The 18,211-nt window shown below is 40.2% G+C and carries 10 protein-coding genes, 2 pseudogenes and 1 riboswitch; of the genes and pseudogenes, 9 read left to right on the plus strand and 3 right to left on the minus strand.

What is annotated here, in order from left to right; translation table 11 throughout:
* The first annotated feature begins 168 nt into the window (after positions 1–168).
* Together DXA05_RS17635 and thrC are read left to right on the plus strand one after the other, a co-directional pair.
* Positions 169–1,376 (plus strand): annotated as a pseudogene (locus tag DXA05_RS17635) (cofactor-independent phosphoglycerate mutase).
* A 127-nt stretch (positions 1,377–1,503) separates the two neighbouring features.
* Complete coding sequence (gene thrC / locus DXA05_RS17640; protein ID WP_008640729.1) at positions 1,504–2,805, plus strand: threonine synthase; 1,302 nt, start codon at positions 1,504–1,506, stop codon at positions 2,803–2,805.
* A 172-nt stretch (positions 2,806–2,977) separates the two neighbouring features.
* Here the strand turns inward: thrC and DXA05_RS17645 are convergent, their stop codons facing one another.
* Genes DXA05_RS17645 through DXA05_RS17655 form a run of 3 tightly spaced genes read right to left on the minus strand, consistent with a single transcriptional unit; the run spans position 2,978 to position 6,471 of the window.
* Positions 2,978–3,604: a thiamine diphosphokinase gene (locus tag DXA05_RS17645; RefSeq protein ID WP_009040629.1), complete on the minus strand. Its 627-nt coding sequence runs from the start codon at positions 3,602–3,604 to the stop codon at positions 2,978–2,980.
* Positions 3,601–4,209 (minus strand): nicotinamide riboside transporter PnuC, encoded by a 609-nt coding sequence (gene pnuC / locus DXA05_RS17650; protein ID WP_009040630.1) that lies wholly within the window; start codon positions 4,207–4,209, stop codon positions 3,601–3,603. The genes DXA05_RS17645 and pnuC overlap by 4 nt, the downstream gene beginning before the upstream one ends.
* A gap of 12 nt (positions 4,210–4,221) precedes the next feature.
* Entirely contained in the window at positions 4,222–6,471 is a 2,250-nt protein-coding gene (locus tag DXA05_RS17655; protein ID WP_128859434.1) for a TonB-dependent receptor, read from the minus strand.
* Positions 6,472–6,568, minus strand: a riboswitch (TPP riboswitch).
* Positions 6,569–6,612: 44 nt separating this feature from the next.
* On the opposite strand from DXA05_RS17655, the gene DXA05_RS17660 reads away from it, so the two are divergent.
* The 7 genes and pseudogenes from DXA05_RS17660 to DXA05_RS17690 all read left to right on the plus strand — a co-directional run bounded on the left by DXA05_RS17660 (position 6,613) and on the right by DXA05_RS17690 (position 18,209).
* Positions 6,613–7,233, plus strand: coding sequence for a sigma-70 family RNA polymerase sigma factor (locus tag DXA05_RS17660; protein ID WP_008020090.1), 621 nt, complete (start codon positions 6,613–6,615; stop codon positions 7,231–7,233).
* A 114-nt stretch (positions 7,234–7,347) separates the two neighbouring features.
* Positions 7,348–8,514, plus strand: a complete 1,167-nt coding sequence (locus tag DXA05_RS17665; RefSeq protein ID WP_004315256.1) for a FecR domain-containing protein — start codon at positions 7,348–7,350, stop codon at positions 8,512–8,514.
* A gap of 34 nt (positions 8,515–8,548) precedes the next feature.
* Positions 8,549–11,926, plus strand: coding sequence for a SusC/RagA family TonB-linked outer membrane protein (locus DXA05_RS17670; RefSeq protein WP_128859435.1), 3,378 nt, complete (start codon positions 8,549–8,551; stop codon positions 11,924–11,926).
* A gap of 11 nt (positions 11,927–11,937) precedes the next feature.
* Positions 11,938–13,410, plus strand: a complete 1,473-nt coding sequence (locus DXA05_RS17675) for a RagB/SusD family nutrient uptake outer membrane protein (protein WP_004315254.1) — start codon at positions 11,938–11,940, stop codon at positions 13,408–13,410.
* 18 nt (positions 13,411–13,428) lie between these two features.
* Positions 13,429–14,120, plus strand: a pseudogene (locus DXA05_RS17680) (DUF4843 domain-containing protein).
* 18 nt (positions 14,121–14,138) lie between these two features.
* Complete coding sequence (locus DXA05_RS17685; protein ID WP_004315252.1) at positions 14,139–15,620, plus strand: PKD-like family lipoprotein; 1,482 nt, start codon at positions 14,139–14,141, stop codon at positions 15,618–15,620.
* Positions 15,621–15,632: 12 nt separating this feature from the next.
* The gene (locus DXA05_RS17690; protein ID WP_128859436.1) at positions 15,633–18,209 is read left to right on the plus strand and encodes a zinc-dependent metalloprotease; all 2,577 of its coding nucleotides are present in this window, start codon (positions 15,633–15,635) and stop codon (positions 18,207–18,209) included.
* Positions 18,210–18,211: the final 2 nt, after the last annotated feature.

Here is an 18,211-nt window from a genome sequence, read left to right on the forward strand (position 1 = left end):
CGGCGCCGGCGCCGGAGTAACAGCTGCCGGAGTATTTGCCGACATCATGAGCATCGCAAACGTTTAATTAAATGAAGAACTAAAAATGAAGAATGAAGAATTACTATGCAGCGTAATGGTGCAGCCAATTCTTCATTCATCATTCTTCATTCTTAATTTTCAAAAGAAATGAAGCATATCATTATATTGGGAGACGGAATGGCCGATTGGCCAGTGAAGTCATTAGGGGACAAGACGCTCCTGCAATATGCGAAGACGCCATATATGGATCAGTTAGCCCGAATGGGGCGTAACGGCCGCCTGATTACCGTGGCGGAAGGTTTCCATCCGGGTAGTGAAGTAGCCAACATGTCAGTGTTGGGATATATCTTCCGAAAGTGTACGAAGGTCGTGGACCGCTGGAAGCTGCCAGTATCGGCGTGGATTTGAAACCGGGCGAGATGGCAATGCGTTGTAACCTGATTTGTGTGGAAGGAAAAATTCTGAAGAATCACTCCTCCGGACACATATCTACAGAAGAAGCGGACGTATTGATTCAATACCTGCAAGAGAAACTAGGCAATGACCGCGTACGGTTCCACACAGGAGTCCAGTACCGTCATCTATTGGTTATCAAGGGAGGAAATAAAGAACTGGACTGTACTCCTCCGCACGATGTTCCTTTGAAACCTTTCCGCCCATTGATGGTGAAACCATTGACCCCGGAAGCACAAGAAACGGCAGACCTGATTAACGACCTGATTCTAAAATCACAGGAACTGTTGAAGAATCATCCGTTGAATCTGAAACGTATATCTGAAGGTAAAGACCCCGCCAATAGTATTTGGCCCTGGAGCCCCGGTTATCGTCCGCAGATGACTACTTTCTCCGAAACTTTCCCGCAAGTGAAAAAAGGTGCGGTGATTTCGGCAGTCGATCTGATAAACGGAATCGGTTATTATGCCGGATTACGTCGTATTGCGGTAGAAGGGGCAACCGGCCTGTATAATACGAATTATGAAAATAAAGTGGCTGCTGCATTGGAAGCCTTGAAAACCGATGACTTTGTCTATCTTCATATCGAAGCCAGCGATGAGGCCGGACACGAAGGAGACATCGACTTGAAACTTCTCACTATCGAGAATCTGGATAAACGTGCCGTAGGACCTATCTACGAAGCAGTGAAAGATTGGGATGAACCGGTAGCAATAGCCGTATTGCCTGACCATCCTACTCCCTGCGAACTTCGCACGCACACTTCCGATCCTATCCCGTTCCTTATCTGGTATCCGGGAATTGAGCCGGACGAGGTGCAAACTTACGACGAAGTATCTGCCTGCAATGGTAGTTACGGTGTGTTGAAAGAAGACGAGTTTATTAAAGAATTTATGAAATAATGTTCACCACAGATTACACAGATTCGCACAGATTTAAAGTGATAAGAGACTTTTGTATTATGTAATAATAGAGAAAATATCTGTGTAAATCTGTGTAATCTGTGGTGAGCACTAAAAATATCATTCCATGAAATATTATAGTACGAATAAACAAGCGCCGGTGGCTTCTTTACAGGAAGCAGTTGTAAAAGGTCTTGCAGCCGATAAAGGGTTGTTTATGCCTATGTCTATCAAGCCTCTTCCACAAGAGTTTTACGATACAATTGATACGTTGTCTTTTCAGGAAATAGCTTACCGTGTAGCCGATGCTTTCTTCGGTGAGGATATTCCTGCCGACACTCTGAAACAGATTGTATATGATACCTTAAGTTTTGATGTACCTTTGGTGAAAGTAGCGGATAACATCTACTCGCTCGAACTTTTCCACGGACCGACACTAGCCTTCAAAGATGTAGGCGGTCGTTTCATGGCACGTCTGCTGGGATACTTCATTAAGAAGGAAGGACAAAAGAATGTAAATGTACTGGTAGCCACTTCCGGTGATACGGGAAGTGCTGTGGCTAACGGTTTTCTGGGTGTGGACGGTATTCATGTATATGTGCTCTATCCGAAAGGAAAAGTCAGCGAAATACAGGAAAAGCAATTCACTACACTGGGACAGAACATCACTGCGCTCGAAGTGGACGGAACGTTTGATGATTGCCAGGCATTGGTAAAAGCTGCTTTCATGGATAAGGAACTGAATGAACATCTATCATTGACTTCTGCCAATTCCATCAATGTAGCCCGTTTCCTGCCGCAAGCATTTTATTATTTCTATGCATACGCTCAACTGAAGCGTGCCGGAAAAGCGGATAACGCCGTCATCTGCGTACCTAGCGGAAACTTCGGAAATATCACCGCAGGATTATTCGGAAAGAAAATGGGATTGCCTGTGAAGCGTTTTATTGCTGCCAACAACCGCAACGATATTTTCTATCAATATCTGCAAACAGGTAAATACAATCCCCGTCCGTCTATTGCAACAATCGCTAACGCCATGGACGTGGGAGATCCTAGCAACTTTGCCCGTGTACTTGATTTGTATAATGGTTCGCACGCTGCTATCTCTGCCGAAATTTCAGGAACAACTTATACCGATGAACAGATCCGTGAAACGGTGAAAGAAACTTGGAAAGAACATCATTATCTCCTCGATCCTCACGGAGCTTGCGGATACCGTGCATTGGTAGAAGGCTTGAAAGAAGGCGAAACGGGTGTATTTCTTGAAACGGCTCATCCGGCCAAATTCCTTGAAACAGTGGAAAGCATTATCGGTGAATCAGTAGAGATACCTGCCAAATTGCAGGAATTTATGAAAGGCGAAAAGAAGAGTTTGCAAATGACGAAAGAGTTTGCAGATTTCAAGAGCTATTTACTTTCATTGTAATTAGTCTTAATAGACTGTTACACAGTGAACTATGAAGCGTTGTCAGTCTATTGAAATGAAAGAAAGATTCTCACCGCAATGAGAAAAAGTTCTCATTACTATGAGTATTTTTTCTCATCGCAGTGAGAATTTTTTCTCATAGTGATGAGAATGTTTGAGAATTAATATCGGTTTACATAGAAGCTAGAAACACTAAATACTCTCCCGTGCATTGAATGGTAAAACGATTGCTTGTAGCTTCATTAAGAGTTCCTTGCCACCAATTCGTAAAGTCGCTAAGCGGATAAACCAATCCTTCCCCTTTCAATCCTTTCGCTCCGAAATTGATAATGGAAATTTGTTGGCCTGTGTGAGACATAAAAGTCTGCGTGCCATTTGCGGGAATAAATACTCCGTAATCCGTAACGGTTCGTACTTCCATACCGCTTTTCATATAATCCAGCAGCAAACTGATATTTCCTAATGTGTGGTCTTCCCGTTTTCCGGTAGCACCGACGATGGCTATTCTCCGGTAGCCTTTTTCTTGCAGGAAGTGGACAGCTTTGGTTTGGTCATTCGTTTCCTGATCGGCTATATGGTGAATAATGTCCGAAAAGCGTGTTTTGTTTTCCGGCGAAAGAGAATCTCCGTCGCCAATAATAATATCGGGAGTATGTCCACGTAAGATATATTCGTTGGCTGCTCCATCGCAACAAATCACGAATTTAGCCTCTTCCAGTATTTTCAGGGGAAGCACATGCGTAGGATATTCGCCGTTGGCAAGTATGACGGCTTCGGGAGTATAGTGTTCACTTATCATTGTACGCTCATTATTTTTTTCCATTTAAAGTAGCCAAAGATAGCTATAATGGAGTAAAGTCCGTATAAAGCAGAAGTAAAATAAAGGTCTTTGTAGATATAAAGTCCGCAGCAGACAATATCCACAAGAATCCAGGCAAACCATTGCTCGACGTATTTGCGTGCCAGCATCCACATGCCGACAATGCTCAATGCCGTGGTAAAACTATCCAGCCAGGGCACGTTACTGTCCGTATATTCGATCAGTATCCATGCAATGCCGATGAATGCAACAATAAATACCAGAAAAAGAGGTAAGTAACATTTCCATGGAGTATGCACGATAGGAAGGTCTTTGGGTTTGTCACCGGTTGAAGCATCTGCCGACTGTTGACCTTTCTTCTTTCTGTGTCCCCACATCCAGAAGAACCAACCGTAGATGGCAGCTATCAGATAGTAGATATTGATACCGAAATCGGCATACAGTCCTGCTTTGTAATATACGAAGATATAGATGGCAGGCATCACAATGCCTGCTATCCAAAGGTAGATACTTGCCCGGTACTCCAACCAAAGGTAGACTAGCCCGACAATCGTACCGAATATTTCCAGAAAATTCAATTCCATAGCCCTGTGGTATTAAAAGCGGAAAGAAACATGTCCCATAACGTTTGTTCCTGCCTGCGCTGCATATCCGGCATAGTTTCCCCGATTCTCCACCGTATCGGTGTAGTCGCTCGAGGCCCAACCGTTGTTTTCATATTTTTCATTAAACAGATTGTACACAGTGAACCCTACCGTGACTTCTTTCAACACCTTCTTGGGACGGAAGGAGTACGCCAGATTGAGGTTACTGACAAAATATTTATCAAGAGTCAATTCTTCTACTTCCGCATTTGTCATATACTGCTTGCTTACGAACTGCGATTGCAGAGCCGCTTCGAATCCCTTATAATTGAATGAGAAACGGTTATTAAATAGAAAGTCAGGTGAGAAAGCGATGTGAGTGTCTTTATGCTTGATCTGAACAGTCGGGAGGGAAGTAGAACTGCCGTTTTCATTATAATGGTAGCCCGGCAGGCTTTCTACAAAATCCTGGATGCGGTTTTTGCTCCATGTAGCGTTTATATCCCATTGAAACCATTTACACGGTTTGATTCCCAGCATTAGCTCGACTCCCATACGATAACTGTCCGGCACGTTTTCGGTCAGTGCTTCACCGATGTCATTTAAAGCTCCGGTCAGAACCAGTTGGTCGGTATAATCCATGTAGTAGAAGTTTGCACCTGCTGTCAGCCATTGGTTGGCGAAAGTATATCCCGCTTCATAGTCGAGTAATTTTTCTGCTTTGGGATACGAATCCGGATCGCCATCCGTATAATTGTTTCTGGTCGGTTCCTTTTGAGCAACCGAGAAAGAGGCATAAACGCGATGGTTGGACGTGATGTTCCAGTTTAATCCGACTTTCGGGTTAAAGAAATCGAACTTCTTGTCTACTGCCAGTGGACGCAGGGCATTTTTGCTCCAGTCATATTTATCATTGTTGCCGTCAATGGTATAGTCGATGTGTCGATACTGAAGATCGGCATACGCGCTTAATCCTCTGGTAAGATCGTAGTTTGCTTTCAGATAAATATTGCCATCGGTCTTTTTGGATTTATTGCGGTAATATTCATGGTCGGGAGATAGAGTGCCCACATAATTCTTCACCCAAGGAACTCTTCCGAAGTTATTGCCCCGGTATTGATTCAAACCACCTCCTAGAGACGCATTCAGCCTGTTGACTGTATAATTGAGAGAAAAAACGCCGCCGCCGAATTTGTTGTCCATTTTCTTCTGACGGACTAAATCACTTTTGGTTATTTCGGTTCCATCAATTGTGAATGGTTTCAGGCCATATTCTATAAGGGATCTGCCGTCTTTGTACTCTTCGTAATAGCCGTCACCTTTGGTATAATGTAAGGCAACGTTTAGGTTCCAAGCCGTTGAGAAAGTGTGATTGAAGAGAAGTTGATAATTCTTTTGCAGATAATTATCCGTTTGGTCGTCATAAAAATGCTTGTTGCCGTTGGCATCGGTGTACATCTCGCCACAGGGGTTGTAGCGTCTGCCGAAATCCTCCATTTCCTTTTTGGTTGCGTATCCCCAGGCGTGATATGTCTTTTCTTTTCCGGCAAATGCAATCAGCTTCACAGATGTGTTTTCTGCAAAGTAGCCTCCTTGCAGGTAGTAAGAATTCAGGTCTACCGAAGCGCGGTCTATGTATCCGTCCGTACCGATGTTGGAAAGACGGGCGTCAAACGTCCAATGATTATTGAGCAAACCAGTTCCCACTTTCACCGTTTCCTTGTGCGTGTTGAATGAACCGTATGAACCGTTGAATTCGGCATACGGCTTCATGGATGCACCTTCAGTCTGCATATTAACGCTGGCTCCGAAGGCACCTGCCCCATTGGTAGACGTACCTGCGCCGCGTTGCACTTGCATATCTTTTACGGAGGAAGAAAAGTCGGGCATATTTACCCAGAACAGATTATGGCTTTCAGCATCGTTCATCGGTATGCCGTTTACCGTGATGTTGATACGTGTACCGTCGGTTCCGCGCACGCGAAGAGTCGTGTAGCCGATACCTGCTCCTGCATCCGATGTGGTCAGTGTAGAAGGAGTCATGCTTAACAGATAAGGGATGTCCTGTCCGAAGTTAACCTTCTTCAATTCCGCTTTGCCTATATTGGTGAATGCCACGGGAGTTTTGGCGGTGGCACGCGTGGATACTACCTGCACTTCTTGCAGGTTTACTACTCTCATACTATCCTTTACACTCGTCTGTGCATGAACAGTGATGCCTACGCCCGATAAGGCGATGGCCATCCATACAATTTTTTTCATCTTGCTTACTAATTAGTTCTCTACGCCGGCATTACCCGGATCAGATTCTATGGGTATGTTCTCAGCCCGTCATGTTAAGGCACCCCTACCAGTGAATCGGTTACAAAAATACGGTTTTTGCCCGAAGAAAACAAAAAATATATGTTTTATTGGAAAAATAGTATAACTTTGTCCAGCCATAAGATATATTTGGAACTAATTACTATTCCTTCGTTTTATTATAAGCCTATGATTATCCAACCAATTGAGTGGGGAAAAAATAAGAAGAATGAAGAAAACTTCGAACTTCTTTTTGAAAGATACCATCTTTCCCTCTTAGTTGTAGCTAGTCATTTTGTTCCTCGTACAGCTGCTGAAGACATTATTCAAGATGTGTTTCTAAAATTATGGGAGAAGCGGAAGGAGTTGGATAAGATTGAATCAGTGAAAGATTATCTTTATTCAGCAGTAAAGTATGGTTGCTTTAATTATATTCGTTCGCAGGCAATGGAGCAGCGCTGCATTGAGAAAATCACGGATGAGGCTTTTGAAGAAGTCATGCTGGATGAAGAAGTTTTTATTGAGTTGAGTAAAGCGATAACAGAACTCCCGGAATCTTATCGTAAAGTGATCGAACTTAGTCTGGAGGGCAAACATGCAGATGAAATAGCGCAAATAATGGGAGTTACTCGGAATGCGGTAAATGCGTACAAGAAACGAGCTAAGAGTAGCTTGAAAAAGAAACTTTCATGTCGGGCATACAGTCTGGTTGTTCTTATCTAAATCATAACTTTTGGGCCGGGTAACTGACAAAAGAATAATTTCTTGAAAAAAAAGTAACCACGAAGCGACTAATTTCTCCAGCTCGTGTGTCTTTAAGTAAATAACGACAAGATTATGGGATATAATGACATTTATCGCATTGCTGCGCTAATCGTAAAATCTATTAAAGGAAAAGAATCTGAAGAGGAACGCAATGAATTAGATGTATGGCGTAATGCTTCAGACAGAAACCGGAGATTATATCAGAAATATCAGGATGCTGAGTATTTTAGAGCACGGTCTATCGTGAAAGAAAAAGAATATGAAAGCTCGGAAAGAATCTGGAAAAGTATTAAGACTGGCATTGCCAAAAAGAAGAAACGGGCATTATTAGTAAAGGTCGTTTCTTGTGCTGCCGTTTTTGCCTTGCTATTGTCTGCAGGTGCTCTTTGGATTATTCAATCTGATGTTCATCAATTCGAGTATCAAGATGATCTGACCGCTATTAGAGCGGGAGACTCCAAAGCTATACTATCTTTGGTTGATGGGAGCGAATATTATTTGAACTCCCGTATACGTCTGGCATTGGTAGGAGAAAATTATGCTATTAGAGATGAAGCAGGTATTCATATTCTTGACAATAAAAAAGGAACAGATACAAAGAGGAAAAATAAACTGTTTGTTCCAAGAAATGGTAAGTATGACATAACTCTTTGCGATGGAACTAAAGTTTGGGTAAATTCTGATTCGGAGTTATACTATCCATCTGCTTTTGCTTCTGATCAACGAATTGTGAAAGCAAGCGGAGAAATGTATTTTGAGGTGTCGCATCACGATAGTTGGCCGTTTATTATTGAAACCGATTATGGCCGGGTGGAGGTAAAAGGTACTTCTTTTAATCTGAGGAGTTACCGGGAAGAAAAGAAGTTGGTAACCACACTGGTACAGGGAAAAGTGTTGGTTTCATCCCATGAAACAGAGGATATTATAGAGCTTCATCCGGGTGAGACTGCTGTTGTTACAGACAATCAAGAGATAGATGTAGTAACTGCCAATGTACAGGAAGTCGTATCCTGGAAGGATGATATGTTTGTTTTCCGCAGTTCTACTTTGGAACAGATTATGGAAGAAGCAGCACGCTGGTATGACATCCGGATAGTATGGGTTTCAGAAGAAAGAAGGCATACACTGTTCAGCGGAGAGTTGCCGCGTTCTAAAGATTTTGTAGACTTTGTACGTATGATAGAACTTACAGAAAAAGTGAGTTTCTCTGTCAAAGGGCGTACTGTTTATATCGATTAAACTTCATAAATATAAATACTAACTTTAATTTTTAATGATGAAAGAGCTTTCTAAAACAGGCTATAGTCTGGCAGTTATACAGGCGATAGCGTTAAGAATGGCATTTGCATGCTGGTTGCTGTTTACGACCTTTCCAATTTTGGCGCAGGAACACTCTGTTAGTTTACATTTGAATCATGTATCCTTGCTTGAGGCCATTAATGAGATTAAACGGCAATCAAATCTGAATCTCATGTATAGTGATGAAGATGTGAAGTCAGTAACTGATATTACGGTAAACGTGGATAATGTGACACCGGAAGTTGCATTAACTGCTTGTTTAAGTGGTACTAACTTGGTTGCCCAAAAACAAAACGGAGTATTTGTTATCCATCTGAGAAAAAAGGAGAAGAAGATCAAACTTACAGGAAAAGTAATGGATAGTAAAGATGGATCTCCGTTAGCAGGAGCTACCGTTTTTATTATGAAGAATGATAAGCGCACGGTGGGGACAGCGGCTACTTTGGATGGAGATTTCTCATTGGAAGTTCCGGCAGATACAAAGGAGGTTGTTGCATCATATATAGGCTACAAGAACAAATCTGTAAAGGTCGTTGCTAATAAACCTTTACAGATCTTTTTGGAAGAAAACTCGAATAGTTTGAATGAAGTGGTCGTGAATGGTTATTCGAGTGTGAAACGTACAAGTTTTACCGGAAATGCGGTAACCGTCACAAAAGATGACTTATTGAAAGTGTCTACACGTAATATGATTGATGTATTGCAAGTGTACGATCCTTCTTTACGGATAGCGGTTAATAATGAAATGGGGTCAGATCCCAATAGTTTGCCGGAGTTTTATATCCGTGGACGTTCCGGTGTCGGAGTCATGGAATTGGATAAGGATGCAGTTTCCCAATCCGCTCTTTCAAATAATCCGAACACTCCTATTTTTATTATGGATGGTTTTGAGGTATCTGTGTCGAAAGTGTATGACTTTGACCCTAACCGTATAGAACGGATTACGATTTTAAAAGATGCGGCCGCTACTGCCATATATGGTTCACGTGCGGCAAATGGGGTGATTGTGATTGAAACGAAAGCACCGGTTCCCGGCAGATTGCGTGTGAACTATAATTTCTCTGCAGAACTCACAGCTCCGGACATATCTGACTATAATCTGATGAATGCCAGTGAGAAACTTGAGGCTGAACGTCTGGCCGGACTTTATGAAAGCGACTCGCCCAGTACAGCCCTGAACTTACAGAAAGAGTATCTGGCAAAACAGAATAATATATTAAAGGGTATTGATACCGATTGGATTGCACAGCCGTTACGAAACGGTTTTAATCACAAACACAGTCTTTATATAGAGGGAGGCGTTAATGATATCCGTTTCGGTGCTGAGATGAACTATGACATTCAGAATGGAGTAATGAAAGGTTCATATCGAAAGCGTGCGGGAGGAGGATTTTACATCGATTATCGTATTAACAATCTGCAAATCAAGAATTATGTGACATTCAACTCTGTAAAGTCGGAGAATTCTCCGTATGGGACTTTTTCTGATTATACTTCCAGGCAACCCTATGACTCATTTAAAGATGAAGAAGGTAATTACGTGGAATATCTGACTACTTGGCATACGGGAACTTCGAATCTCCGTAATCCTTTGTATGATGCTACCATGTTGAGCAGTTATGATCGTTCGTCTTATACGGACTTGACTAACAACCTAAGCCTAAATTATCATCTGGCGGATGTCTTTCAGTTGAAAGCACAGTTCTCCGTAACAAAACGTGATGATGAATCCAGGCAATTTACAGATCCGGGAAGCGGTAAATATGTCAATTATGCGGATAGTGATCCTAAAGGAGAATTATTGTCCGGCCGTTCGCAAAGTATTTATTGGAATGCTAACTTATTGGCAAATTATGTACAGACAGTAAACCGTAATCACATGAATTTTTCTTTAGGTTTGAATATACGTGAAACCAAGGATGAATCGGAGAGTGCGCTGTATCGTGGATTTCCTTCCGGTAAGCTGGACTCTCCGAATTATGCGGATGAAATCGCTACCAAGCCTTCGTTTTCGGATAATCATACCCGATTAATGGGTACATTCCTTTCTACCAACTATACGTATGATAACATTTATCTGATGGATGCCTCTTTCCGTATGGATGGTTCTTCGGAATTTGGCTCGAAAAAGAAATTCGCTCCTTTCTGGTCGTTTGGAGCCGGATTGAATATTCATAATTATCCGTTTATGAAACAGCAGACATTATTTAGCCAATTCAAGATTCGCGGTTCTTATGGTCAGATTGGTAAAGTCAATTTTCCGGCTTATGCAGCAAAGAACACTTATCAGATCTTATCGGATAAATATGGAACCGGAGCCGGTGTATTACTTTATTACATGGGGAATGAAAACTTGAAATGGGAACGTACTAACACTTTTGATATCGGTACGGATATATCATTGCTCAACGATGCGGTTTTATTCAGATTCTCTTGGTATAACAAGAAAACGGTCGATTTGATTACGGATGTTACTCTTCCTTCATCAACAGGTTTCACCGTATATCGTGATAATCTCGGAGAGGTACAGAATCGTGGTATTGAGTTGGATATCAGAGCCGATGTATTCAAAAATAGAGATTGGACAGTAACTTTGTTTGGTAACCTGGCACATAATAAGAATAAAATATTAAAGATCTCAGAATCATTAAAGGCTTATAATGATCGTGTAGACACATACTTTGCCGATTATGATAAGAATATAGGTACCATGCAGGATTCTAAGTATAGTAAACCTTTTATGAAATATACAGAGGGCGGTTCGTTGACTTCCATTTGGGGAATGCAGTCATTAGGTATTAATCCTTCGGATGGTCAAGAGACTTTTCTGAAGAAAGATGGAACAATTACTTCCGATTGGAATTCATCGGATCAGGTGATCATAGGCGATACGGAACCTACTGCACAAGGAGCTTTTGGTGTAAATCTACGTTATAAGCAATTCACTATGTATGCTACTTTCAAATACGAATGTAGCGGGCAGCTGTATAATAGCACGTTGGTAAACAAGGTCGAAAATGTGAATATTTACGAAGTCAATGCAGATAAACGGGTATTGACTGACAGATGGAAACAGCCGGGAGATGTAACTATGCTGAAATCAATAAAAGACCGTTACCAAACGACACGACCGACTTCTCGTTTCGTGCAGGATAATAATACACTCGAATTTAATTCATTTACTTTGGCCTATGAGTTTAGCAATAAGTTGCTTGCTCCTATCAATCTCAGTATGTTGCGTGTACAATTTAATATGAATAATATTGCTCGTATTTCTTCTATTCATCAAGAAAGAGGTCTCTCTTATCCTTATGCACGTACATTTACTTTCTCTTTAAATTTAGGTTTCTAAAAACAACGGATATGAAAAAATATAATTTTGCTATAATAGGTGTTACCTTGTTGCTGTCATTAAGCGCTTGTAATGATTGGCTGGATATTGATCCTTCTGATCAGGTATCAAGCGAGAAATTGTTTGAAAGTGGAGATGGATTCAGAAATGCGTTAAACGGAATTTATATTGCTATGTCGTCTTCCGAACTGTATGGGCGCGAGTTGTCTTGGGGGCTTGCCAGTGTTCTTTCTCAAACATATGCAGATAACGATATCGCCAAATCTAAAGCATATGGTAGCGCTATGGAATATGAATACGGAGAAACGGAGATCAAAGCGGTGCTGGAATCAGTTTGGTCAAAAGGATATAATGTAATTGCTAATTGCAATAAGTTGATATCAGAAGCAGAAGCAAAAGATTCGACTGCTTTTCGTGAGGGAGCACTTGAAAGGAATCTGATTATCGGGGAGGCTAAAGCATTGCGAGCCATGATGCATTTTGACATTTTACGTTTATTTGCTCCTTCGGTAGAGTCCGGTGATGAAAGCAAGCGGATTCCATACTTTACTGTATATCCATCTAAATATGAACCGAATCTTTCAACAAAGGAAATACTGAAGAAAGTAGAAGAAGATTTACTTGAGGCTCGTCAGCTGGTTGCAAAGCATGATACGATTGTCAATACGTCAACAATGGCAATGCCGGATTACCGGATGGGAGGTACGAATAAGGCTACAGGTGGTGACTTTTTTGGTCAAAGAGGAATTCGTATGAATTATGTGGCTATTAATGCGCTTTTAGCTCGTGTATATTTGTATGATAATGATTGGAACAATGCTGCTAAGTATGCCAAGCATGTAATAGATGATTTCGTAACTCGTCGAAAATGGTTTTATTTTACAGATCCTTACGATTATGCGAAAGCTACGGATAAATATAAATATGTCAAATTGTATGAAGACACATTCCTGGCTTTTTACGACCGGGAGTTATTGGAGCGTATTGATAATTTTAAATCTGCTAATAATAGTTTATTAATGACTCTGAAGAATTACGATGCTTTGTTTGAACTGGATGCGGACGACTATCGTACTTCTTTAGCGACCTCTGACGGTAAAACTGGTAAAACATCAATGAAATGGATAAATACGAATTCAACGAACCAGAGTGTCACCATTCAGTATAAGCTGATACCGATGATTCGGTTAAGTGAAATGTATTATATCTTGAGTGAGGCTAGTTCTAAGACAAGCCTGTCGGAGGCTCTCTCTTATTTGTCGGTAGTTAGAAAAGCACGTGGAGCGAAACGAGATATTTCAGGCACAGCATCGAAAGACTATTATAATGAGTTGGTAGCAGAATACAAGAAAGAATTCTTGGCGGAGGGACAGATGTTTTATTTCTTTAAACGCTGGAATATGCCTGTCACCACGGGAACACAAGTAATACAAATGGATGGCAGATATGTAATGCCGATACCGGAAAGTGAGATAATCTATTAATTTATGGAGATAAACAAAATGAAAAAGATATATTCATTATTGATAGCAACCTTCTTTTTGTTGGTTGCTTGTGAAAAGGACGAAATCCGGATATGGGATTCCGGTAACTATGTGCAGTTTGTGGAAGAGTATAAAGATTCCTTGACTTATTCTTTTTTCTTCTATGGGACACAAGAGGAAATAAAGGTACCTCTCAATATGCGATTGATAGGATTACCGTTGGCAAATGATGCTTATGTTAGTCTGAGGGTTAATAAGGAACTGACAACAGCTGAACCGGATTCGTATGAATTGGAGAATGAGATGGTTTTTCGGAAAGATGTTTTGGAAGAAACTGGGTATTTTTTGTTGAAGAAAACGGCATTGTTGGATACAAAGAAGTCCGGCTTGTGATTGACATTGTGGAGAATGATGTTTTAAAACCCGGACAAAATATATATACTCGTAAAGTCGTTCGTTTTAGCTCTTTAATATCTCAACCTCTTTGGTGGGATGATGTTGTAACAGAAAGCTTATTAGGAAAATATACAGAAACTAAGTTCAGGCTTTTCATGGAAGTTACAGGAGTGGGAGATCTGACGGAGCTGTCAGAATCTGAAAGATGGTCTTTGGCTCGCCAGTTCAAGTACTATCTCATAAAAAAAGAAGATGAGGGAAATCCGGTGCAGGATGAAGATGGATCGTATATGTCTGTTCCGGTAGTAGGATAATTTAAAAACGATATGATTATGAAAGCAAGATATCTTATTTATTTATTGAGTGGGTTGATGACCTTTTACTCTTGTGTAGATGATAAAGGCTCTTATGACTACTTACAAACTCCCACGGTGAAGATAACTTTTAGTGAGTCTATATATGACGGGGTCATTGGAGAAGAAACGCATATTGAACCTAATCTGTCTTTTAGCGAGGGAGATGATGTCTCTAATTATGAATTTGAATGGGAGCTAAATGGTGAGGTTGTGTGTAACGAACAGATACTCTCATTTGTACCCAAAGAAGCTATTACTTATTATGTTTTGTACTCAGTCATCCATAAAGACAGTAAGATTAGAACAATGAAAAATCTGCAACTGGTAGCTAAATCTTCTTATAAAACAGGATGGGCTATTTTGTCAGATTTGAATCATAAGGCTATATTAACACAAGTTCGTGACGATAATGATGAGTATGTGGATTATTTAAATATTTATGAGAAGGTAAATGGCGAGGAACTAGGCAGTCAACCATATAAATTAGTAGAACATTATTCCGGTAAGAAAACTAATCCGGAAATTCTGGTTGTCAATCAGGATGCAAAAGGTCCATTGGAATTGGAGGGGAATTCGATGATGAAAGTTTTATATACTACACAGGAATTTACCGAAGGAGTGCCTGAAGATTTTGTTGTGACAGATGCTGCTTATCTTTATTATACAGATGTTCTGTTGACAGCTAACGGACAAATATATATTCGTTTGTTGAAGAATCCTGATAATGCGGGGTTCCATTCGGCACCTTACAGTAGTATTCCCGTGCATTATAACATGGGAATGAAAATAACACGAATGGTACAAGCCAATTTTTATAAAACACGACATGTATTGATGTATGATGAGAAGAATCATCGTTTCCTCAGTTTGAGTAGCCTTTATAGTTACTATACGGGTGCAATAGATGATGTTCCGATCAATGGATTGGAAGGTAAAAAGTTAATATATGCAGATGCTTATCTTCCAGATCCTTATACGGATTATCTTTGTGGTTATGTATTAGTGTTGCAAGATGCGGATGGAAACTATTCGGTGAAGACATTCGATTTGGAATATGATTGGCAGGGTAAGGTAATAATAAAGAATGAAACAGATTTTAGTTTCTCTGACGGTGGCGACTATTTGACAGATAAATCTAAGTTTTATTGTTCAAAGGATGCTTCAGGAAGTTATTTGTTCTTTTCAGGTGGAGCCATTAATAATGAATTGTATTATTATGAGAAAAGTACTCAGCGTGTAATACCTTATACTATTTGTAATAGTGAAATTACAGATCTTCAATTGAATTATGAAAGTATGACTTTAGGAGTTGGAATGAAGGACGGTTTTGTCGTATACGCTGTAGATGAATCGACTATTATGGGTGGTGAAGCAAAGAAACTTCACGAAGTAAATAATATTGGAGAAGTGGTAGACGTGATTTACCGTTATGGAAGTCCGTCAAAAATGTATCGTTAATAATTTATTCAAATGAAAATACGTTTATTGACTCTAGTGGGTCTTTCGTTGTTAGTTATGTTTTCTAATGAAGGGCATGCTAAGTTTCCTTGGAAAAAGAAAAAGGCAAAATCGGAACAGGTGAAGAAAGCTACTCCTTATGAGAAACTGTTTCGTGGCAAAAAGTGTGAAACAGTAAAAGGTATGATAACACTTCATAAAATGGATGACCGCGTCTATTTTGAATTACCTTTGAATTTGTTGGAAAAGGATATGTTGTTAGGCTCTACTATTAGTGAGACTACAGATAATCGTTTTGGAAGTGTTGGTGAAAAACCGTATGCTCCTTTGCATATTACATTTATAAAAACAGACTCGTTGATTAGCTTATGTGAAGTATCTGATGATTATATGTCACATGATAGCAATCTACAGCAGAGAATATCAGAAAGTACCCGACCGGCAATTCTGAAGAACTTTAATATAAAAGCATATTCACCGGACAGTACAGCTGTGGTTTTTGATATGACAGATTTTTTATTGGCAAATCGGGACAATATGAATCCCTTTTCCCCATTTTCTCCTATTATGGCAGCATACACTGTCAGCAAGGAGTTCAGAAAGGAGGATTCATCTATTATGTCAATCAAATCATTCGATGATAATTTAAGTATTCGTTCTTCTTTGACTTACAATGTTACTGTATCGAGTATGGGAGTGACATATATTAAGCAGATGCCTTTTACAGCGGTGTTGACACGTAGTATTATTTTACTGCCGGAGAAACCGATGCGTCCTCGTTATGCGGATTCTCGTATCAATATCTTTTATACTCCTAAAGTTAAATTCAGCAATGAGAGTCAACGCGTTGAGAATGTTTATTATGCATTAAGATGGCGTTTAGAGCCTGTAGATGCAGAAAAATATGAGAAAGGGGAATTGGTGGAACCTAAGAAGCCGATTATATATTATATAGACAATGCTTTCCCTAATTTTTGGAAAAAATATATTCGTCGTGGAATTTTAAGATGGAATGATGCTTTTGAGAAGATCGGTTTTAAGAATGCAATTTGTGTGAAAGACTTTCCATTAGATGACCCTGAATTTGATCCGGATAATATAAAATATAGTTGTGTGAGATATTCTCCTTCTTTTATAGCCAATGCTATGGGACCTTCTTGGAGTGATCCGCGTACGGGGGAAATTTTGAATGCATCTGTTTATTTGTACCATAATTTAGTAGGGCTGGTACGTAACTGGCGTTTTGTACAGACGGCACAGGCGGACACGGATGTTCGCCGGAAACAACTTCCTACAGATATATTGGGTGATTGTATCAGTTATGTGGTGGCTCACGAAGTAGGACATACGTTTGCTTTTATGCATAACATGGCCGCGTCTTCTTCGATTCCTGTGGATTCATTACGCTCTGCCTCTTTTACCAATAAGTATGGAACTACTTATTCAATTATGGACTATGCACGCAATAATTATGTGGCACAATCGGGAGATAAAGAAAAAGGAGTTCGTTTGACCCCTCCTGATTTGGGGATATATGATTATTTTTCAGTAAAGTGGTTATATTCTCCTATTATGTCAGCCAAATCCAGTGAGGAAGAAATTCCTATTTTGAGGCAATGGATTAGTGAGAAGTTGCCCGACCCGGCCTATCGTTATGGCAGACAACAGATTCGTACTCGTATCGACCCAAGTTCTTTTGAAGAAGATCTGGGGGACGATCCGGTGAAAGCTTCCTCTTACGGAGTCATGAATCTGAAATATATTTTGTCTCAGATGAACGAGTGGATTAAAGACGATGTAGAAGGTGACTTCCGAAAAGAAATTTATAACGAGATTATCGGTCAGTATATACGTTATATTAATAATGTATTATTTAATATTGGCGGTATTTATGTAAATGAACATTATGAAGGCGATCCGTTCCCTTCATACGTTCCTGTGACAAAGGAGAAGCAGAGGGAGTCGTTAAAATTTCTTTGGGAGCAGGCTCTTGATTGTTCATGGATAGATGAACCGGCTCTACAAAAAATATTGCCTCTTCATTCGAATTTGAGCAGTGTGATAGAGAACCTGATTATTGACTATGTGCTAAAACGTTTCCCTTCGGTGGCAATTTGTGGGGATAAGATGGAGCAGAATCCTTATACGCAGCTGGATTATATGGATGATCTATACTATTATATGTTTATGGTCCCGGATAAAAAAAATGTACTTTCGGCTTCTGAGAAAAATATGCAGCTAAAGTTCGTATCCTATTTAATGAATGGAATCAAAACAGTCAAGAAAGGAAGTGCTGCCGGAACATCAGGGAGAATGTTGACGGATGAACGAATACCTTTGCCTGAAGGTATTGTTGCTCCCACTTATTTGTATGATGGACCATTGAATCATTTCAATGATCCTAAAGAAGTTATGGGATTTGAAGATACTGTTTCTGTTACTATCCCTGTAGAGTCGATGGAACATCATTATTATTCTATGTTACGGAAGATTGAGCGGTTGGCTAAAAATCGAATGTCTGCCGGTAGTGATGAGAATCGCACTCATTATCGTCTGTTGGTTTATAAAATATCTCAATCTTTAAAATAGGT

It is taken from the genome of Bacteroides sp. AM54-2NS (assembly GCF_003602935.1).
GTDB lineage: Bacteria > Bacteroidota > Bacteroidia > Bacteroidales > Bacteroidaceae > Bacteroides > Bacteroides xylanisolvens.